Origin of the sequence: Helicobacter canadensis MIT 98-5491 (assembly GCF_000162575.1) — a bacterium.
Lineage (GTDB): Bacteria > Campylobacterota > Campylobacteria > Campylobacterales > Helicobacteraceae > Helicobacter_D > Helicobacter_D canadensis.
This window is the reverse complement of record NZ_CM000776.2, coordinates 46268-66861: the sequence shown is the minus strand read 5'-3', so window position 1 is coordinate 66861 and position 20594 is coordinate 46268. Positions and strand designations below refer to the sequence as shown.

The 20594-nt window shown below is 36.0% G+C and carries 20 protein-coding genes and 2 pseudogenes; 15 read left to right on the top strand and 7 right to left on the bottom strand.

Annotation, left to right across the window (positions count from 1 at the left end; translation table 11 throughout):
• The 6 genes and pseudogenes from HCAN_RS08185 to HCAN_RS00350 all read left to right on the top strand — a co-directional run.
• Window positions 1-239: pseudogene (locus tag HCAN_RS08185) on the top strand (autotransporter outer membrane beta-barrel domain-containing protein); the annotation flags it as partial.
• Window positions 240-620: 381 nt separating this feature from the next.
• Window positions 621-1427, top strand: coding sequence for a TOBE domain-containing protein (locus HCAN_RS00370; protein ID WP_006656096.1), 807 nt, complete (start codon window positions 621-623; stop codon window positions 1425-1427).
• A 33-nt stretch (window positions 1428-1460) separates the two neighbouring features.
• A complete protein-coding gene (gene modA, locus HCAN_RS00365) occupies window positions 1461-2225 on the top strand; it encodes a molybdate ABC transporter substrate-binding protein (RefSeq protein WP_006656097.1) in 765 nt (254 codons plus the stop codon).
• On the top strand, window positions 2212-2613 hold the full coding sequence (locus HCAN_RS00360; RefSeq protein ID WP_006656098.1) for a hypothetical protein: 402 nt from the start codon (window positions 2212-2214) through the stop codon (window positions 2611-2613). The genes modA and HCAN_RS00360 overlap by 14 nt, the downstream gene beginning before the upstream one ends.
• Window positions 2613-3275 (top strand): molybdate ABC transporter permease subunit, encoded by a 663-nt coding sequence (gene modB / locus HCAN_RS00355; protein WP_006656099.1) that lies wholly within the window; start codon window positions 2613-2615, stop codon window positions 3273-3275. The genes HCAN_RS00360 and modB overlap by 1 nt, the downstream gene beginning before the upstream one ends.
• On the top strand, window positions 3272-4144 hold the full coding sequence (locus tag HCAN_RS00350; protein ID WP_006656100.1) for a sulfate/molybdate ABC transporter ATP-binding protein: 873 nt from the start codon (window positions 3272-3274) through the stop codon (window positions 4142-4144). Before modB ends, HCAN_RS00350 begins: the two co-directional genes overlap by 4 nt.
• A 6-nt stretch (window positions 4145-4150) precedes the next feature.
• Here HCAN_RS00350 and HCAN_RS00345 read toward each other — a convergent pair whose 3' ends face one another.
• From HCAN_RS00345 to HCAN_RS00330, 4 genes are read right to left on the bottom strand one after another with little or no spacing between them, the layout of a single operon-like run.
• The gene (locus HCAN_RS00345) at window positions 4151-5371 is read right to left on the bottom strand and encodes an ABC transporter permease (protein ID WP_006656101.1); all 1221 of its coding nucleotides are present in this window, start codon (window positions 5369-5371) and stop codon (window positions 4151-4153) included.
• On the bottom strand, window positions 5371-6099 hold the full coding sequence (locus HCAN_RS00340) for an ABC transporter ATP-binding protein (RefSeq protein WP_006656102.1): 729 nt from the start codon (window positions 6097-6099) through the stop codon (window positions 5371-5373). Before HCAN_RS00340 ends, HCAN_RS00345 begins: the two co-directional genes overlap by 1 nt.
• The gene (locus HCAN_RS00335) at window positions 6100-7395 is read right to left on the bottom strand and encodes an efflux RND transporter periplasmic adaptor subunit (RefSeq protein ID WP_006656103.1); all 1296 of its coding nucleotides are present in this window, start codon (window positions 7393-7395) and stop codon (window positions 6100-6102) included.
• Window positions 7392-8822 carry an efflux transporter outer membrane subunit gene (locus HCAN_RS00330; RefSeq protein WP_006656104.1) on the bottom strand — a complete coding sequence of 477 codons (1431 nt, stop codon included), beginning with the start codon at window positions 8820-8822 and terminating at the stop codon, window positions 7392-7394. Before HCAN_RS00330 ends, HCAN_RS00335 begins: the two co-directional genes overlap by 4 nt.
• A 121-nt stretch (window positions 8823-8943) precedes the next feature.
• Between HCAN_RS00330 and glnA the strand changes: the two genes are divergently transcribed.
• The 7 genes from glnA to HCAN_RS00295 all read left to right on the top strand — a co-directional run bounded on the left by glnA (window position 8944) and on the right by HCAN_RS00295 (window position 15688).
• A complete protein-coding gene (gene glnA / locus HCAN_RS00325; RefSeq protein ID WP_006656105.1) occupies window positions 8944-10380 on the top strand; it encodes a type I glutamate--ammonia ligase in 1437 nt (478 codons plus the stop codon).
• Window positions 10381-10416: 36 nt separating this feature from the next.
• Window positions 10417-11181: a YaaA family protein gene (locus HCAN_RS00320; RefSeq protein WP_006656106.1), complete on the top strand. Its 765-nt coding sequence runs from the start codon at window positions 10417-10419 to the stop codon at window positions 11179-11181.
• Between the two features lie 52 nt (window positions 11182-11233).
• Window positions 11234-11977, top strand: coding sequence for a 3-oxoacyl-ACP reductase FabG (fabG, locus tag HCAN_RS00315; RefSeq protein WP_006656107.1), 744 nt, complete (start codon window positions 11234-11236; stop codon window positions 11975-11977).
• Window positions 11978-12041: 64 nt separating this feature from the next.
• Complete coding sequence (gene acpP, locus HCAN_RS00310) at window positions 12042-12275, top strand: acyl carrier protein (protein ID WP_006656108.1); 234 nt, start codon at window positions 12042-12044, stop codon at window positions 12273-12275.
• A gap of 48 nt (window positions 12276-12323) precedes the next feature.
• Window positions 12324-13553: a beta-ketoacyl-ACP synthase II gene (locus HCAN_RS00305; RefSeq protein ID WP_006656109.1), complete on the top strand. Its 1230-nt coding sequence runs from the start codon at window positions 12324-12326 to the stop codon at window positions 13551-13553.
• A 6-nt stretch (window positions 13554-13559) separates the two neighbouring features.
• Window positions 13560-14486: an acetyl-CoA carboxylase carboxyl transferase subunit alpha gene (accA, locus tag HCAN_RS00300; protein WP_006656110.1), complete on the top strand. Its 927-nt coding sequence runs from the start codon at window positions 13560-13562 to the stop codon at window positions 14484-14486.
• Window positions 14459-15688 (top strand): aminoacetone oxidase family FAD-binding enzyme, encoded by a 1230-nt coding sequence (locus tag HCAN_RS00295; protein ID WP_309473209.1) that lies wholly within the window; start codon window positions 14459-14461, stop codon window positions 15686-15688. Before accA ends, HCAN_RS00295 begins: the two co-directional genes overlap by 28 nt.
• A gap of 14 nt (window positions 15689-15702) precedes the next feature.
• Here the strand turns inward: HCAN_RS00295 and nrfD are convergent, their stop codons facing one another.
• The 3 genes from nrfD to phsA are packed head-to-tail and all read right to left on the bottom strand — an operon-like array spanning window position 15703 to window position 19514.
• Window positions 15703-16665, bottom strand: coding sequence for an NrfD/PsrC family molybdoenzyme membrane anchor subunit (gene nrfD / locus HCAN_RS00290; RefSeq protein ID WP_006656112.1), 963 nt, complete (start codon window positions 16663-16665; stop codon window positions 15703-15705).
• Window positions 16662-17231, bottom strand: a complete 570-nt coding sequence (locus tag HCAN_RS00285) for a 4Fe-4S dicluster domain-containing protein (protein WP_006656113.1) — start codon at window positions 17229-17231, stop codon at window positions 16662-16664. Before HCAN_RS00285 ends, nrfD begins: the two co-directional genes overlap by 4 nt.
• Before the next feature lie 9 nt (window positions 17232-17240).
• Window positions 17241-19514 carry a thiosulfate reductase PhsA gene (gene phsA / locus HCAN_RS00280; protein WP_172617258.1) on the bottom strand — a complete coding sequence of 758 codons (2274 nt, stop codon included), beginning with the start codon at window positions 19512-19514 and terminating at the stop codon, window positions 17241-17243.
• A 395-nt stretch (window positions 19515-19909) separates the two neighbouring features.
• Here phsA and HCAN_RS00275 point away from each other — a divergent pair, with 395 nt between their 5' ends.
• A complete protein-coding gene (locus tag HCAN_RS00275; RefSeq protein ID WP_006656118.1) occupies window positions 19910-20407 on the top strand; it encodes a carbon-nitrogen hydrolase family protein in 498 nt (165 codons plus the stop codon).
• Window positions 20389-20545 (top strand): annotated as a pseudogene (locus HCAN_RS08100) (polysaccharide deacetylase family protein); the annotation flags it as partial. The gene HCAN_RS00275 and the pseudogene HCAN_RS08100, both read left to right, overlap by 19 nt.
• Window positions 20546-20594 lie beyond the last annotated feature (49 nt).

Here is a 20594-nt window from a genome sequence, read left to right as displayed (position 1 = left end):
TAGTTAATAATGGAGATGATTATATAGCTAGCTTTGTAGGTTCTAATACTTCTTTTTCTATTAAAGGAGAAGAGAAGAAAAAGACTTATGGACAATTAATTGTAGGAGGAAATATCTCTTTAAATGATAGTCTAAGTTTAGATATAGGGATTGGAGCTAAACAAATCTTAGCAGGAAAAGTAGATTCTAAAAATGAAACTTACTTAAGTGGAAATATGGGGATAAAGTATAAGTTTTAAAAGTTACTAGCTAGAAATAAATTATCTTTAATTTCTAGCTAGTTTGAAATTTTAAAAGCAAGAGAAAAACCAAAGCACCATAAGCAAAAAATAAATCATTTAAAAAATAAAGAGAATCTCTTAAAATTAAGAGATTCTATTAAATTTAATCTCCTTAATATGAATTTCATTTATTTGTTATTTCTTTATTTAATGGTTTTATTTTTGATGGTTGTGTTACCATCTTGCCCCCATTTTGCTTTAAATTATAAAAACTCCACCACAATGCACTTTATAAAAAAATCACAAAAAATACCAAATTTTACAGAGAGATACGCTTAATTGACAAAATATATATTTTAAAATATAATGAAAGTAATCAAATTACAAAGGCAAAAACTAATGGAAGTTGAAGGTAGAATCTGGGTTAAAGAAAATGGGAAAAATTTCATAGGGCACGGAAAAGTAGAACTTTTAGAAAGAATCCATAAAAGTGGTTCAATCTCAAAGGCGGCTAAAGAAATGAGAATGAGCTATAAAGCCGCTTGGGATTGTATCGATGCAATGAATAAACTCTCCCATGAACCCATTGTAATTTCGGCACTTGGTGGAAAAAATGGGGGCGGCACGAGCGTTACCCAAAAGGGCTTAGAAATAATTAAAGCCTTTAGGCAAATGGAAAATATTTATGAAGAACTTCTCAAAATGTTTGAACAAGACTTACAAGCTTGGAATAACCTAAAAATCAAAGAGGCTTTTAGCTTACAAAAACAACTGCAAACCACAAGGAGACCTATGATTAAAACAAGTGCAAGGAATCAATTTTTTGGAAAAATCAGTCATATAAAGCTAGGTAGCATTAATGCAGAAGTAACACTTCAAGCAGGGAAATTAAGCATTATTAGCACAATTACTTTAGAATCTTTAAAGGAGATGAATTTAAAGGTAGGTGATTCTTGCTATGCACTTATCAAAGCTAATTGGATTGTGGTTTTTAATGAGCAACCCAAAGGCTCTATGAGAAACTGCATTGATGGGGAAATCACAAATCTAACCAAAGGAGAAGTCAATACGCAAATACAAATCAAACACGGCGACACTTATTTAAGTGCAATCATCACAAAAGAATCTTGCGATGAGTTAGAGCTAACTTTAGGCAAAAAGGTATGGTTTGGTTTCAAGGCAAATCATGTTATTTTAGGAATTTAATTAAACAAAAAAATAAAATAAAAAGGAGAGAAAATGCTAAAAGGTTTTAAAAAAATAGCATTTATAGGGGCTTTATTGTTGCTTGGCACACATTTTGCCAATGCAGAACAAATTAGAGTTTTAGGGGCTGCTTCACTCAAATATGTATTAGAGGATATTAAGAATGATTTTTTAAAAAATCGTCCAAATGACCAAATAGAAATTTCCTACACTTCTAGCGGAAAGGCTTATGCACAAATCAAAAATGGAGCACCTATTCATCTCTTTGTGGCAGCTGATGTGAGCTATCCTGCTAAACTCTATGCTGAGAAACTTGCTCCACAAAAAGAAGAAATTTATGCCAAAGGCAAACTAGTTTTATGGAGCAATCATCCAAATTTCAAAATTGCAGAATTCACAGATATTCTCAATCCAAAAATTACACACATTGCTATCCCCAATCCAAAAGTAGCCCCTTATGGCAGGGCAAGTATGGAAGCACTAGAAGCTACAGGGTTATTGTCAAAAATACAAGATAAGCTTGTAATGGGAGAAAGCATTGGAGTTGCTACAACCTATGTAGAATCTCAAAATGCTGAAGTAGGATTCACTGCCTTATCTATGCTTGGAGAAAATGGAATCAATACCCCAACAATGAGCTTTATTACAATTGATGAAAAACTTTATAAACCCATTAACCAAGCCCTTATCATCCCAAATTACGGAAAAGGTTCTAAACTTGCACAAGCTTTCAAAGAATATATCTTAAGCCAACCTGCCAAAGACAAATTTATACAATTTGGATATGCCGTTGAATAATCTTAATGGCACTCTAAAAGCAATTTCTTCTAGCAATGGCATATCAAGGCTAGTCTTACAAAGCCAAGACAAAGAAATCTCGCTTTTATTACTAGAAGAATTATCACAAGATCTTTTGGGAAAAAAGCTAGAGATTAATTTCAAAGAAACCAATGTCATTCTAGCACTCAAACTAGAAGGAGTGAAAAATACCTTTTACTCTAAGATTTTAGAAATCCAAAGCGACACTCTTTTTACAAAACTTTCTTTGGAGTTTTTACCTGCAAAAGGAGGAATCATTCAAACCCTTACAGACTTAGAATTTGTCTCAAAAAATTGCTTGAAAGTTGGCGATGAAGTTTGTTGGCATATTCCAGAAAATGAAATTATGTTACTAGGAATCTCCTAATGGATTTTACACAAACAATGCTTCTAACCTTTAAGGTTTCGTTAATCACAACCTTTTTGCTTTTATTAATCTCAATTCCCATTGCCTATTTTCTCGCCTTCAGTAAAAGTAAAATCACGCCTTTTTTAGAAACCATTGTTTCTATGCCTTTGGTGCTTCCACCTAGTGTGCTTGGCTTTTATTTGCTTGTTCTTTTTAGTCCGCAAAATGTTTTTGGGAAATTCTTATTAGACACTTTCAATCTCAAACTTGTTTTTAGTTTTGAAGGCTTAATTGTTGCTTCAATTCTCTTCACTTTGCCTTTTATGGTAAATCCAATCCAAACAGGTTTCTCTAGCATTCCAAAATCACTCTATGAAGCCGCACTAAGTCTTGGCAAGAATCGTCTTGAAATCCTATATCGAGTTTTACTGCCAAATATGAAAAATTCCATTTTAATTGGAATTGTAGTCTCCTTTGCACACACCATTGGGGAATTTGGTGTTGTGATGATGATAGGAGGAAATATCGCAGGAGAAACACGCCTAGCAAGTATCGCCATTTACGATGAAGTTGAAGCACTCAACTATGCTTTAGCTCATCGATACGCACTAAGCCTTTTTATTATTACCTTTTGCATTTTACTTTTAACATTCTATCTTAATAAAAAGCACACACGATGATCCACTTAGATTTTTGCAAAAAACTACACAGCACCCAAGGTGAGCTACTCTTAAAAGTGCAATGCGAATTAAAAATACAAGATTTAATCACACTTTTTGGAAAAAGCGGAGCAGGTAAAACCACTATATTGCGAATCTTATGCGGACTTACCACTCCAGATAGCGGAATAATTAAAGTGCAAGATGAAATTTGGTTTAGCTCCAAAGATAAAATCAATCTCCCTCCACAAAAGCGAAAAGTTGGCTTTGTTTTTCAAGATTATGCCCTCTTTCCCAATATGAGTGTAGCAGAAAATCTACTTTTTGCCTTACCCAAAGGGGGAGATAAAAAACGCCTTGATTTTTTACTAGAAATTACTGAATTACAAAACCTAAAAAATCTCAAACCTTCAATGTTAAGTGGTGGGCAACAACAAAGAGTTGCCCTTGCAAGAGCCTTGGTAAGAGATCCAAAAATACTCCTTTTAGATGAACCATTTTCTGCACTTGATTCAGCAATGGCTCAAAAGCTTCAAGAAGAGCTTTTAAGAATTCATCGACAATTAAATCTCACAACTTTTCTTGTTAGTCATAATTTTGGAGAAGTCTTTTTTCTTTCTCAATATGTTGTGTATTTGGAAAATGGAATCATTAGCAAACAAGGCAGCCCTAGCAAAGTATTTTTAAATCAAATTCCAAGCGGGAAATTTCGCCAAAGCGGAACTATTTTAGAGATTCAACCAAGCGGACTTGTATGTATTGTAAGCATTTTAACAGGAAATGAAATCACGAAAATTATCATCTCTAATCAAGAATCCAAAACTTTCAAAGTAGGAGATTTTGTCATCATAAGCTCCAAAGCTTGGAATCCAACCCTTACTAAAATATAACGCTATTTACTCGTGTCTCAATGCATCAATAGGATTAAGCCTTGAAGCTCTCCTAGCAGGAAGATAGCCAAATAAAACGCCAATGAATGCCGAAAACAAAAAGGCAATCGTAGCGACACCATAATCAAAACTAAATGGAATCTCCATTAAATGGCAAATTCCAAGTGATCCAAAAAAAGCCAAAACAATTCCAATAAATCCACCTAACGAGCTTAGAGTTACTGCTTCAATTAAAAATTGTAATAAAACTTCACTCTCTAAGGCTCCAATGGCTAGCCGTGTGCCAATTTCTTTGGTGCGTTCTGTCACAGAAACCAACATAATATTCATAATACCAATTCCTCCAACAATCAAACTAACACCCGCAATAGCACCCAAAAATAATGTAAGATTAGCCGTTGTGCTTTGCATCATCTCAATAATCTGCTTTGTATCCATAATTTCAAAATCATTTTTCTGCCCTTCTCTAATATTTCTAATTCCTCTTAATGCCTCTGTAATCGCTCCTACTGCCTCTGTAGAATCCACATCATCTTTAAGTGAAATCATAAGACGACTAATATTATAAAGTGAATCGGATTTTGAAATGCTGCGTTGATAAGTCTTAAGAGGCAATAAAATCACATCATCTTGATCATTACCCATAGCACCTTGTCCTTTACTCTCTAAAATGCCAATACAATCACACACAATACTTCCAAGCCTAATACGCGCCCCAAGAGGATTAATATTACTTGCACTAAAAAGGTTTTTTCTTACACTCTCACCAATCATACAAACATTACTACCTGAACGATATTCTTCTTTGCTAAACTCCCTACCTTCTGCTATTCCCCAATCTGTAGCTATAAAATATTCTGCATTGATACCTTGTGCTTGGGTTTGGGTATTGCTCTGTCTAAATTGCGCCAAAACACTTGCTGAAGCAAGTGGAGCAATAGCACGCGTCAAATACCCAACTTGTAATTTTAAATCCTCAATATCTTGAAGCATAAACTGCTTCTGCCCACCTTTACCGGGTGTTTGATCTCTTGCTGGAAAAACAAGCAAAATATTACTCCCAAGGCTACTCATTCTCTCTGTAATCACCTGAGTTGTGCCATTCCCAAGCGTAATCATAATAATCACTGCACCCACACCAATAATAACTCCAAGCATTGTTAAAATCGCGCGTAAAAAATTCCTTTTAATTTGCCTAAAAGCTAAAAAAAATGCATTAAGAATCATCAAACTTCCTTTGAATGCGATTTGATTAAGTCGCTATTTTTGGAACTTTCTTTAGAATCAGATTGCACCTTTCCATCTAAAAATACAATTTCACGCGTAGCATATTTTGCCATATCTGGCTCGTGAGTTACCATTAAAATTGTAATTTGAGACATAGTATTTAGACGCGATAGAATCTCCATAATTTCTACACTTCTTTTCGTATCTAAATTACCTGTTGGTTCATCAGCCAACAAAAAAAGTGGTTTAGAAGCAATCGCTCTTGCAATCGCGACACGCTGTTGCTGTCCGCCACTTAATTCATTGCTGCTATGGTGGCACCATTTCTCCAAACCCACCATTGCTAAAGCCTCCATAGATAATCTTATACGCTCTTTTTTGGGAACTTGGCGATAAAGCAAAGGCAATTCTACATTCTCTAAAGCTGTAGTGCGTGGCAATAGATTAAAACCTTGAAAAATAAAACCAATATAATGTCGTCTCAAAATCGCTTTTTGTTTAAGCGTTAATTCGCATACATTAACACCACAAAAATCATAAATTCCACTACTTGGGCTATCAAGGCATCCTAAGATATTTGCCATAGTTGATTTTCCACTCCCACTAGGTCCCATCAAGGCAACAAATTCTCCTTGAGAAATTTCTAGATTCACACCGCGTAAGGCTTCAAAAACATTAGGTGGCTTACCATAACTTTTGTGAATGTCTTTTAGGGTAATAAAACTCATTTATTCACCTTGCTTTTGTCCAACAATCACTAACATATCTGACTTAATAAAATCACTTAAAATTTGAGTATTTTGTCCATCACTAATCCCCACTTCCACCTCCACTTCCTTAGGAATACCATTTTCTAAAATCCACACAGATCCTATTGTTTTCCCTGCGTTGTTAGTTTCAACTTGTTTTTGGCGTTTAGAACGCATTTGCACAAAGGGATTAAAGGGAGATCTTTTGGGAGTAACTTCTTGTGTTTTAGGGGTAAAATACAAGGCACTAGAAGGCACTAAAAGCGCATTTTTTGCACTTGCCACTTCAATATCAGCCGTAGCACTCATTCCTGGACGCAAAAGTAAATCTTTATTATTTACATAGATTCTCGCTTCATAGCTTACAATCCCACTACTTGTCGTAGTGGTTGAACTTGAAGAAGTAGAACTTGAAGTATTTGAAGACCCATAATTCACTCTATCTACTTCCGCCTTAAAAGTTTTAGTAGGATAGGAATCCACACTAAATTCAACACTTTGCCCCTCTTTTACCTTGCCAATATCCGCTTCCGAAATACTTGCATTGAGCTCCATTTCTTCCAAACTCTCTGCAATGATAAAAAACTCTGGTGCTTGAAAACTAGCTGCCACACTCTGTCCTACCTCAATGGAACGCTGCAAAACTACTCCATCTATAGGACTTGTGATTTGTGAATTTCGCAAATCCACTTGGGTAGAGCGAATAGAAGTCTCAATCTCTTTAATGCTCGCTTTCCTAATTTCCACATTACTTAAAGCCTCATTATAAGCAGTTCTTGCTGTTTCTAACTCCAAAATTGAAGGAGTTTTGCCCTTGGTTTTTTGATATAAATTTTGATATTGCTTGTATTGCCATTGCTTCTCTTGGAGAGTTACCTCTGCACTTTTTAATTGCGCCTTAGCACTCTCTAGCTGGGCTTGATAACGATAGAGATCTTGCTCAATACTCTCTGAATCAATCTTGGCTAGAATCTGACCTTTTTTGACTTTATCATTCACATCAACCAACACTTCAAGCACGATTCCTGAAATAACCGAACCAATGGAGACTTCATTAGTTGGCGAGAGCGTGCCATTAGCACTAATGGTGCTTGAAATATCGCCCACAAAAGCCTTTTGTGTTTGATAGCTTATACTTGGCTCCCTTGTATTCCACCAATAAATTAGTGCTATTAAAATTGCCACTACAACGCCAATAATCCCCCAAACTAGAAAGATTTTTTTATAATTTTTTTGAGGGTTAATGGTGTTTAAAATGCTTTGTGTGCTTGTCATTTTGTTTCCTTTGTTAAGTAGAGATTCCCACCAAATGCTTTAAAAAGAGTAATTAAAGCTTTTAAATGCGTATTTTTAGAAGTATTAAGATTTTTTTGAGAGTTATTCAAAGATGCCTTATTAGTTAAATATTCTAACTCATCAATCAAGCCTATAGAACGCCTATTAGCAGAAAACTCATAATAGCTTTTTGCATTTTGGAGTCTTTGGGTGTTGTTTTGAACTTGTAATTGAGAACTTTGGGTATTAAAAATTGCATTTTCAACTTCAGCAAGTGCGGTATTGAGAGTTTTTTGCAAAGTGAGATAAGATTCTTGGAGCATTGCATCTTGCAAAAAATAATTTTGTGTTAATTGTGTGCGATTTAGAATCGGAGCTGCAAGACCTGCTGCTAAACTCCAAGCCAAATTCCCTGCATTGCCTTTCGAAGAGCCTAAAACTTCACTCAAATCTGCACTCAAAGACAAAATAGGGAATAAACTTGCCTTGGCATTTTCTTTGTTATAAACTTGTGCATAAAGACTTTGAATGGCGGCTTTAATATCAGGGCGAAAGAGCAAAACATCCGCTGGAATCGTATTTAGCACAAAAGCACTAGGTGAAACAAAAACATAATCCCCAAGCAGATTAAAATCAAGATTCTTCACATCTAACAACACCAAAAGTGCATTTTTAGTCTCTTCTTGCTGAGTTTTGAGCTGCTCAAGTATATTTTGCTCGTTTGTAAGCATATCTTGTGCATCAAATAGCTCTGTGGTATCAAGCAAACCATTTTCAACTTTAAGTCGTGTAAGCTCCAATATATCTTGGTAATATAAAATATTTTCTTGCGTTAGTAAAATATTTAAAGACATTTCTCTTAGTGTAAAATAAAGATTGGCTACATCGCCTAATAATACAATTTGTGCATTAGATAAATCTTCTAAACTCTTATAATACAATGATTCTTTAGCATTTTTAGCGGCATTTAAACGCCCAAATAAATCCACCTCCCAAGAAAGTGTCGCTTGTATCTGTGAATTTTGGCTTGAATTCTCTATCACTGCACTATTTTGCGTAGAACTTCCTCGTGTATGGCTATCATTCACCCCTAAATTTGCACTCACTTTGGGAAACATTTCTCCCCACGCACTCTTTAGCTGACTTCTAGCTTGAAGTATTCTTGTCTGTGCGATCTGTAAATCCATATTTTGCTTAATTGCAATTTCCATTAACTCCCACAAAACCTCATCTGCAAATAAAATTTGCATTTGTTCTTTGGGTGATAAAATCGTGCTACTTGGCGTGGCAACCGCAATTTGCTCAATAATTTTTTGATTAGCAAAGTTTTGGGGAATCTTTTGTGTAAGCTCTTGGTAATTTGGCACTTGAGTTGCACATCCACAAAAAACAATAAAGCCCAAAATAATAGCAATAATCTTAGACAAAAATATTCCTTAGAAGTTTTAACAAAATCTTATCAAATAAAAGTAAAGAAAGTATGAAATTTTACAAAATATTTAACTTCAAAATGCTAAGATTACACAAAAATTTGATGAAGGGAATACTATGCAACGACCACAAATCGACAAGCAAGCCATAACGCAATTTTTTAAAGAATGCAAAGAAAATGAAGTTGAATTTATTGATTTCCGTTTTACCGATATTAAGGGAATTTGGCACCATCTCTCATTTAGTGCAAGTGCAATTGATGAGAGCAGTTTTGAAGGTATTCCTTTTGATGGCAGTTCTATCCCTGCATGGCAACCTGTAGATAAATCCGATATGATTCTTATCCCTGATCCTGTGCGATATTTTATCGATCCATTTACCGCTGATACGACAATGGTAGTGTTTTGTGATGTGTGGGACATTTACAAGAATCAGCCCTATGAAAAATGTCCTAGAAGCATTGTAAAACGGGCAATGCAATATCTCAAAGAAACAGGAATCGGGGATGTCGCTTATTATGGACCAGAAAATGAATTTTTTGTTTTTGATTCTATTAAGATAAAAGATTCTGTAAATTGCCAATATTATGAGATTGATACAGAAGAGGGGGAATGGAATCGAGATAAAGAATTTGAAGGCGTTAATATGGGGCATCGCCCTGGAACCAAAGGAGGATATTTCCCAGTAGCCCCAGTGGATTCTATGGTAGATATTCGTGCTGAAATGGTAAAAGTGCTTAATCAAGTGGGCTTAGAAACTTTTGTAGTGCATCACGAAGTTGCCCAAGGACAAGGCGAAATTGGGGTTAAATTTGGCGATATGCTTGAAGCAGCTGATAATGTCCAAAAGCTTAAATATGTTGTCAAAATGGTTGCTCATCTTAATGGCAAAACAGCAACCTTTATGCCAAAACCACTCTACAATGACAATGGTAGCGGAATGCACACACACATTAGTATTTGGAAAGAAGGCAAAAACCTCTTTGCAGGAAATGCTTATGAGGGCTTGAGTGAAATGGCGCTACACTTCTTAGGTGGAGTATTAAACCACGCACGCGGATTAGCTGCTTTTACTAACGCAAGCACCAATTCCTATAAACGCTTAATACCTGGTTTTGAAGCACCATCAATTCTTACTTATTCTGCACAAAACCGCAGTGCAAGCATAAGAATCCCTTACAATAGTGGAGAAAAAGCAAAGCGAATGGAATTTAGATTCCCTGATAGCTCTAGCAATCCTTACCTTGCTTTTGCTTCCCTACTTATGGCAGGAATCGATGGAATCCAAAAACAAAGCGATCCGGGAAAACCTATGGAAGTGAATCTTTTTGAACTCACACTTGATGAAATCCGCGAAAAAGGAATCAAGCAGCTCCCACACACTTTACGCCACGCCGTTGAAGAAATGTTGCTTGATAGAGCCTATCTCAAAGAAGGCAATGTCTTTAGCGAAGAGTTTATCCAAACTTATAAAAAATATAAATTTGAAACAGAAATTTGGCCTTGGGAAGGACGCCCACATCCATTTGAATTTTTAACAACCTATAGCTGCTAAGAAACTCCCATTTCTTAGCTTCCAAAAAGTTATCCAATGTGGTTTTTATTTTCCCCCAGTGAGAAAAAATACCTTCATCATATTTCTGAAACCCCAAGCAAAGAGGGATTCTTCAAAAACTTTTTAGCACAGAATCTCCAAGCAGTTTTACAGCAATACACCCACTATCTCAAAACTAGCAATGAATCCTCACTGCAAAAGCTTTTTGGCGCCAAACAAATTATCCTAGAAGAACTTGCCTTAGCACAAAATCTCTTTACATCGCCACTCCTTGATTCTATATTGCGTTATAACGGCGTTGCCTATAATGCTTTAGATTTTGAAACTTTGGATAAAAAATCCCAAAGCTATCTCAAAGAAAGAGTTTTAATCTTTTCTAATCTCTTTGGAATCTTAAGAGCTGATGATAAGATTCCATACTATGATTTAAAACAAGGCGAAGGATTTTTAAATTTTGAAACCAAAAAACTTTATCGCGATAATCAAGAGATTTTCTTGCAATTTCTTAAAAAAGACAAAGAAGTGCTAGATTTACGCGCTGGATTCTACCAAAAATGCTTAGAATTGCCTGAAGAATTCCTAATCTATGAACCGCTCTTTATCAAAAATGGTAAGGTGGTTAGCCATTATGCCAAGCATTATCGCGGAATCTTGCTAAGAGAGTGTGCTAAAAAAACCCTTGCTTCTCTTAAAGATTTAGAAAATATGGAGATTCAAGGATTAAGATTACTAGAGATTCAAACAAAACCTTACAAAAAAAGTCAAAAAATCTTTTTAACCTATGAAGTAAAAAATGCTTGATTTTATGTATAATTCTAGTATCGACTAATTATCAATCAATTAAGGAATATTAATGGAATTTCGTGGAAAAAATGTTTTAATTACGGGTGCTAGTAAAGGAATTGGTGCAGAAATTGCAAAACTTTTGGCTCAAATGGGCTTAAAAGTATGGATTAATTATCGCTCCAAACCTGAACTTGCCGATTCACTTAAAAGCCAAATTGAATCAAATGGAGGAAAGGCGGCTGTAATTGGATTTGATGCCACAAAAGAAGAAGAATTTATTGCAGGCATTGAAGCTATCTTAAGCAGTGATGGCGAATTAGGCTATCTTGTCAATAATGCTGGAATCACCAATGATAAGCTCTCTATGCGTATGAAAGTAGAAGATTTTAATGGGGTTTTAGAAGCCAATCTTACTTCAAGCTTCATTGGCTGCAGAGAGACTCTAAAGGTTATGCGAAAGCAAGGTTATGGAAGCGTGGTTAATATCTCCTCAATTATCGGAGAAATTGGTAATGTTGGGCAATGCAACTATGCTGCAAGTAAAGGCGGAATGATTGCAATGACAAAGTCTTTTGCCAAAGAAGGCGGGAGCAAGGCTATTCGCTTTAACTGCATTACTCCAGGGTTTATCCAAAGCGATATGACAGAGGGACTAAAAGAAGAAATTAAACAAGCTTATGCCGCTAACATTCCGCTTGGTAGATTTGGAAGCGGTAAAGAAGTTGCTGGTGCCGTTGCTTTCTTGCTTTCTGAACATTCTAGCTACATTACAGGCGAAGTTTTAAAGGTAAATGGCGGATTATATATGTAAAGATTGCTTTTTTAAGAAAAACTTAGCTAAAATAACAATTTATGATTTTTTTAAGGAGAATACAATGGCATTATTCGATGAAGTAAAAGCAGTTGTGGTAGAACAACTTAATGTAAATGAGGGCGAAGTGAAGCCAGAATCAAAATTCGTAGATGATTTAGGTGCTGATTCTTTAGATGTGGTTGAACTTGTTATGGCATTGGAAGAAAAATTTGACATTAATGTGCCTGATGAAGATGCAGAAAAAATCTCAACTGTGGGTGATATTGTCGCTTATATCGAAAAAGCAAAAGCATAATCTAAGGTATGCCTTTTGGCATACAAAAATTTATTGTAAGGATCAAAAATGCGAAGAGTAGTAGTTACAGGTATAGGAATGATTAATTCTTTGGGCTTAAACAGAGAGGATTCTTTTAGAGCTATTGTTGAAGGAAAATGTGGAATTAAAACAATCTCCTCTTTTGATGTATCGGAATTTCCTGTAAAGATTGCTGCAGAAATCACAGATTTTGATCCAAATAGTGTAATGGATGCAAAAGAAGTCAAAAAAGCTGATAGATTTATTCAACTTGGAATCAAAGCTTCTAGAGAGGCTATGGAAGATAGTGGCTTAGTTGATTCTCAAAATAATCTACTAGTTGATGGCGAAAGATTTGGAATTAGTTCTGCATCTGGAATTGGGGGGCTAGGCAACATTGAAAAAAACTCTGTGATTAATTTTGAACGCGGACCAAAAAGAATCTCTCCTTTCTTCATCCCTTCAGCCCTTGTAAATATGCTAGGTGGTTTTATTTCAATTGATTTTTCTCTCAAAGGTCCAAACTTGGCAAGCGTAACTGCTTGTGCAGCAGGAACACACGGAATCATAGAAGCAGGAAAAACGATTATGCTCAATGAAGCTGATAGAATGCTTGTAGTCGCTGCTGAATCTGCCATTTGTGGAGTTGGAATCGGAGGATTTGCGGCAATGAAAGCCCTATGTGATAGAAATGATGAGCCCAAACTAGCTTCACGCCCTTTTGATGCGGAAAGAAGTGGTTTTGTAATGGGAGAGGGAGCGGCTGCACTCGTGCTAGAAGACTATGAAAGTGCCAAAGCTAGAGGCGCAAAAATCTATGCAGAATTAGTTGGCTTTGGTGAAAGTGGCGATGCAAACCACATCACTACACCTGCTCCTGAAGGTGAGGGAGCCTATCGGGCTATGAAAGCAGCACTCAAAATGGCAAATACAGAAATTGATTATATCAATGCTCACGGAACTAGCACCAAATACAACGATTATTACGAAACTCTAGCACTTAAAAAAGTCTTTAACGGATCTGTTCCACCTGTTAGCTCCACAAAAGGACAAATCGGGCATTGCTTAGGTGCAGCTGGTGGATTAGAGGCAGTCATTTCAATTATGGCGATGCAAAAAGGTATCCTACCTCCAACTATTAACCAAACCACAAAAGATCCTGATTGCGATCTAGACTATATACCAAACACGGCAAGAGAAGCAAAAATAGATGCCATTATGAGCAATTCCTTTGGTTTTGGTGGAACCAATGGTGTCGTTATTTTTAAGAGAGTGTAAAAGCAAGTGGCTACCTATTTAGACTTTGAAGTAAAAATAAAAACCTTGCAAGAAAACATTGCAACTGCTCAACTAAAAAACGATATGCACGCCATAGAGATTCTCAAAAAAGACTTGGAAAAAGAAGTCGATAAAGTCTATTCTCATCTTTCAGATTACCAAAAACTCCAACTTGCAAGGCATCCTGATAGACCCTATGCAATGGATTATATCCATTTAATTTTAAAAGATTCTATCGAGATTCACGGCGATAGACATTTTAGCGATGATAATGCCATTGTTTGCTTTTTAGGAAAAATCGAAGAACAAAAAGTTATGATTATTGGCGAAGAAAAAGGCAGAGGGACTAAAAATAAAATCCAAAGAAACTTTGGAATGCCAAATCCAGAAGGATACAGAAAGGCATTGCGTGCAGCAAAAATGGCAGAAAAGTTCCAAATTCCTCTTTTAATGTTTATTGACACTCCTGGTGCCTATCCGGGAATTGGTGCAGAAGAAAGAGGACAAAGTGAAGCTATTGCAAAAAACTTGCAAGAATTTAGCCAACTCAAAATCCCTACCATTGCTATTGTCATTGGCGAGGGAGGAAGTGGTGGTGCTTTAGCCATTGGGGTAGCCGATAGATTAGCAATGATGGAATATTCTGTCTTTAGCGTAATCTCTCCAGAGGGCTGTGCGGCAATTTTATGGAATGATCCAAGCAAAATAGAAAACGCCACACAAGCACTTAAAATCACTCCCGAAGATCTAAAAAATGCAGGTCTCATTGATTCAATTATCAAAGAACCCATTATTGGCGCACACAGAGATAAAGAAGGTGCTGCTAATGCCATTAAAGAATATTTTTTAAACACCCTAGAAGAGATCAAAAGCGACACTAACTATCTTCAAACTCGCTATCAAAAATTAATGTCTTATGGGAGTTTCCAATAACTCCAAAAATTGCCATCATTGGGGCAGGGGCAAGTGGAATTTTCTGTGCAATCCAACTTGCCTCACTTAAAATCCCTATTTACCTTTTTGATAAAAATAAAATACTCGGCAAAAAACTCCTAGCAACAGGAAATGGTCATTGCAACATTCATAACCAATCTTTAAACCCCTCTTGCTATCAAAGCTCAAGCTTCTCCCCAAAAGAAATCCAAACTATTCTTAAGAATTTTGATTTTAATGCCTTTAAACACTTTTGTGAAAAAATAGGTTTATTCCTAGAAACTAAAGAAAATGGAAAAGTTTATCCCATTTCAAATAGTGCAAAATCGGTTTTAGAAATTTTTACACCCTTACTAGAATCAATTACTTTAAAATTGGAAGAAGAGATTCTAAATATTAATCAAACCACCCATTCTTACTGCCTTCAAAGCCCAAAAGACATTTATGCTTTTACGCATGTGATTCTAGCTTGTGGTAGTGAGGCTATGCCTAAGCTTGGCGGAAGTGACAAAGGTTTGAAGTTAGCCAAATCCCTTAATTTAGAGATTCTGCCAACCTATCCTTCCTTAGTCCCACTCAAAGTTATTTCACCCAAACTCCAAAACCTAAGCGGAATAAAACTAAAAGCCAATATTACTTTAATGGAAGCCAACAAAGCCCTTTATCAAACCTATAATGATTTATTATTTACCAACTATGGCATTTCTGGCTTTGGGGTTTTAGACACTTCATCCTATCTCTACCAAGCCAAAAATCCAAAGATTTTACTAGATTTACTTCCCACTTTTTCCACAAAATCACTTGAAAATATTTTTTTAAATCTCATCAAAGCCTATCCCAATAAAAATGCAACTGAACTGCTAAGCGGATTGCTCCACCCCAAACTCGCCTTGCATTTAACCCAAAATCTAAAACTTCAACTCACCAACACCAAAACCATCAAGCAAACACTCTATGCCTTAAAAAATTTGACTTTAGATTCTCCTAGCCTATATGGATTTGACAATGCTGAAGTTAGCGGAGGCGGAGTTAGTGCCAAAGAAATTAACACAACAAGCTTTGAATGTCAAAAATTAAAAAATCTTTATATCATCGGAGAAATGCTAGATATTGTAGGAAATAGAGGTGGCTATAATCTTGCTTTTGCTTGGGCAAGTGCTTGGAATTGTGCCAAAGCAATCCAAAACACCCTTAAATCTTAAGCCAAACAGGGGAATTAAAATACCCCCAAATGCAATTGCCCTGCATATAAAATATACATTCTTAAAGCAAAAACACCAATCATAATTGAAAAAGCATTAAGCAAAATAAAATTCACTTTATAGGCGTGATTTTTAAGTGCTGTTAGGGCAATCACACTAGGAATCACAACGCTAAATCCAATCACTCCAAGCCAAAATACCCACGCCCAAGTCCCTACGCTTAATGCAGTAACCGCTGCTATTGCTTTCTCTCCACCTTGGAAATACAATCCCACAAAAAGTGCAAAAATTAATAAAGATTCAATAGGAATTACACGCAAATCCATTGTAAGTAAATATTTGGTTGTGCTTTGTGAAACTTCCTTTTCAAAAAATAATAATCCCACACAAATGCAAGCCGCAATCCCACTTGACAAACCACTTGCAAGAAATAAAATTGGTAAAATTGGGCTATTATAAAGCGGAAATGTCTGCACTGCAGAAAGCAAGAATCCAGTATAAACACCCACTCCACCAGCCAAAGCAAACACCAAGCGTCCAAACCAAAGTGAATGTGATTCAAGCCAATCCAAGATTCCACTAAACGCCCTTATTAATCCACCCACAAAGCTTCTCTCCAAAGCACCTCTATATCGCATAATAGCATAAATAACAGAGAGTGGAGTATAAAACAAAAGTAATAAAACCCCCAAAGACATAACTGAACTTAAGTTGTAAGTTATGAGCAATCGATAAAAATTTAAAGGCTTAGTCAAATCAAAAATCAAAAGCACTAAGCCCAAAATGATACTCAAAGGAGCAATAAGAACCCCTGCCCTCTCAAATGCGTCCCAAGGAGCCTTTTTTTGCGGATTCATCCACTCAACACTCAAAGCTGTAATCATCGCCCCACTTGATAACCCCGCTAAAAACAAATAAACTGCGATTAACCAATGCCACACAATAGCCGGATTCTCCGGTCCCCAAATCTCATTCATAGCTCAATACCTCCTTTGTTATTTGGAATCACAAACAATTTTGGCTTTGTTCCCAAATGCGGTTTGTTTGTAATAAAAGGCTTAGTGGATAAAATATTAAAAATTGGACTGCTTGGATCATCTAAATCCCCAAAAATCAACGCATCAGTCGGACAAACTGCCACACAAGCAGGCTCACCATATTGCTTTAAATGCGTGTGTTTGCAAAAATTACATTTATCTGGCACATTGGTTTTAGGATTGACATAACGCGCATTATATGGACAAGCCACTACACAATATAAACAACCCACACATTTATTAGCATCAATATCCACAATCCCATCTTCATCCATAAATGAAGCGTGTGTTGGACACACTGTAACACAAGGCGTATGCTCACACATTTCACAAGAATGTCGCACATAATTAAAAGAAAGGTTAGGAAAAACTCCGTGAGGTCCATCCATCTTTACTTTAAGCCTAAAAAATCCATCAGGCACCGCATTTTCACTCCTACATGCAATGGTGCAACCCTGACAACCAATGCACTTAACTGAATCGTGAATCATCGCATATTTAGCCATTTTTACCCCCTAAACTTTTTCAATTTTCACGCCAATAGTATGCACATTATTTCCAGCTACTGGCGAAATAGTATTTTTTAACAAATGTCCAGCACTCAAACCCTTGCCATAAGAAATCTCATTGTGTTTGCTTGTATGCCCAAATCCAAAATATGCAAAAATAGTGTCTTCTCTTATTCCAATGGTGGGTAATACACTTCCAATTTGCGAACCATATGGGCTAGTAATTCTAATCTTATCACCTTTTTTAAGATTCATTTTTTTAGCCACTTTTTGGTTAAGCCATACGGCATTGTCATTCATTAGCGTATTAAGCCAAGGGACATTTGCGGTATGTCCATTAGTATGCACAGCAGTCTTTCCTTGTATGAAATAAAAATCGCCATCACCTTTTAAATTTGGATTCCTATAAGTCAAACCACCACGATTACAAGCTTTTTCTAATGTCTCATCAAAAAGCTCAATTTTCCCACTTTTAGTATTGCATTTCAAAAATTCTGCAAATTCACTATCAGAATCCAAAAATTGTTTAGAATTAGGATATTTCTCTACAAATTTCTTAATGCTTTCTTGATCCCTTGCTAATAATGGAATCCCATAACTTACAAGCCCTTTTTGCTTGAGTTCAAACATTGCTTCTGGATACTCATAGCCTTGCTTCATTCTAAAATCTTCAATATCTTTATAAGGGAATGCCTCACCATAGCCCATTTTTTGTGCTAATTCTAAATAAATCTGCCAAGATGGCTTAGTGTTGCCTATGGTTTTGACAACCTTTTGTCGCACTTGATAACCCGGATTCTTGCCATTATTTGCCAAAAATTGCTCATCTCTTTCCAAATAAGTCGATTCAGGCAAAATAATATCTGCATATTGTGCTGTATCAGAAAGATATACATCCACGCACACAAACAAATCAAGCTTCTTAATAGCCTCCACCACAGAATCCGCTCCTGCAACCGTCATTACAGGATTAGAACGCGTGATAAATACACCTTTTAGTGCATAAGGATTTCCACTTAAAATACATTCATAAACTTTACTATAAACACCACGATTTTTAGGAATCTTACTAAATTCTCCTTCTTTAACATCAACAAAATCAATGCGTGGATAATTTGGTTCTGGAATTTTTGGCAGAATCGAACCTTTAATAATGGGTGCTACCTTTTCTCCTGCAATTTTATTGTATAAAGCTGCTCCCTTAGGAAAATACAATCCACCCTTAACCTCCATATTACCAAGCAAAGCATTAGCAATAGCTATAGATCGCCTAAATTCAATCTCTTCAGGTGTGAAAGTTGCTCTATGACCAAAATCCACCATACAATGAGGTGCATAACTAGCACACTCTCTAGTAAGCGCGATAATTTTATCAGCTGGAATATCACATTCTTTTGCCATTTTTTCAGGAGTGTAGCCCTTAATGCTTTCTTTAAGTTTATCAAAGCCCGTTGTATATTTTTCTACAAACTTTTTATCATAAAGCTCTTCAAAAATCAAAGTATGCAAAAACGCGATCATAAAAGCTGTATCCCCGCCAGGACGAATTGGAATCCACTCGCTTGCTTTAGAAGATAAAACGGAAAATCTAGGATCAAGCGAAACCAACTTACAACCATTTTCTAAAGCCTGTGTAACACCTCTAGCATAGCTAATCACCATACCCTCATAAACATTATGTCCAAAATTCAACATAAACTTACAATTTGCAAAATCTCGGCTTACTCCACCATTACCATACACACTCATCAACGCCGTGGTATAGCCTGATGGACAAGTATTGCCATGATCAAAAATATTAGGACTACCATAAGCATAAGCAAACTGATTTAAAAAAGTTTGTTCTGGTCCAGTTTTTGAAGCAAAAGCGACCGTATGTGCTCCATATTTTTCTTTAATTTCGTTGAGCTTTTTGGCGATATAATCATACGCTTCCTCCCAACTCACTTCTTTCCATTTACCCTCCCCTCGTTCTCCTACACGCATAATAGGATTAACAAGACGATTTGGATCATAAAGCTGACTTACCCCAGAACCACCCCTCGCACAAACCGCACCTCCTGTAGCAATGGAATACGGATTCCCTTGAATAAAGACCTTACTTCCATCATCCACCCTTGCTTCAATAGGACAGCGTGTGCTACACATTTCACAAATACTTGGCACAAACTCTGATTCCCCCTCAATTTTGCCACTAAAAGCCCCAAGAGTGCCAGGCATACTTAATGCAACAGAGCTTATCCCAACACCCTTCAAAAAATCTCTACGATGAATACTCAACTCATCCTCCTTCATATAAGCTTACAAAGATATTATACTGCTATACGCCTATAAATAAATGTAACAAAATCACAAAAATACTTCATTGTTTTATACAAATTTTTATATAGAAAATATTCCCTCTTAATCCATATCAATCTTTTTCCCTAAAAATAGAGATTCTACAAGTTTCATCAAAATATACCAAAAAACAAAATGTTATCTTTTGTAACAAATACTGCATATTTTTGTATTTTTTGTCTCTTTTTAGCAAGAATATATGTTATAGTTATTTGATCTCATTTTGATAATGGGTATTGCATAGAGAATGAAGATGAAAAATTTGCAAATCCTTTAGAAAATTTTCAAAATAATCATTCCACACAATCTCACACATTAAAAACTCTCTATAACCTTTGAAAAAATACAAGATCTACCTTGTTGGTTGTGTAGCAGAAAAAGATTGTCAAAATAATACTCTCTATGATACAGCTTTCATTATGGACTCAAAAGGAATTGTTGGAAAATATTGCAAAATTTATCTTTGGGGTGCAGAGACATCACGCTTTAAAAGGGGCAAGAATACCCCATTTTCACTTGATTTTGACTCTTTTAAAGTCAAGGTAGGATTACAAATCTGCTATGAAATAGGCTTTAGTGAAGGCGCAAGAATCCTAAGCCTACAAGGAACAGAAATCCTTAGAAGTCAAAAAATAAGTTTTGCAGGAAATTCACAAATTATCAATCCTAAAGATTCAGTTTTAAAAAGAGCAAAAAAGAATAATCAAGTCATTATAAAAACTATTAATTTACAAGAATGCCAAATCCAACGGAAAGAAATTCCTTATCTAAAAGATTTAAACCTTGCCTTAGTGGAAAGCATAAAGGACACACAATGGCAAAAGATATTTTAGTCGGCTATAGAGTAAATATTGATGCGGTTGATGGGTGGCTTGGCAGTTATGGAGATGAAGATTCTCCTGATGACATTTCAGGGGGGGGGGTTTGCAGGAGAAATTGGAGTACCAAGGCTTTTAAACCTATTTAGACAGAAAGGAGACAAAATGGAATCCCAAAACTATAAAATAGAAGAAGCTTTGA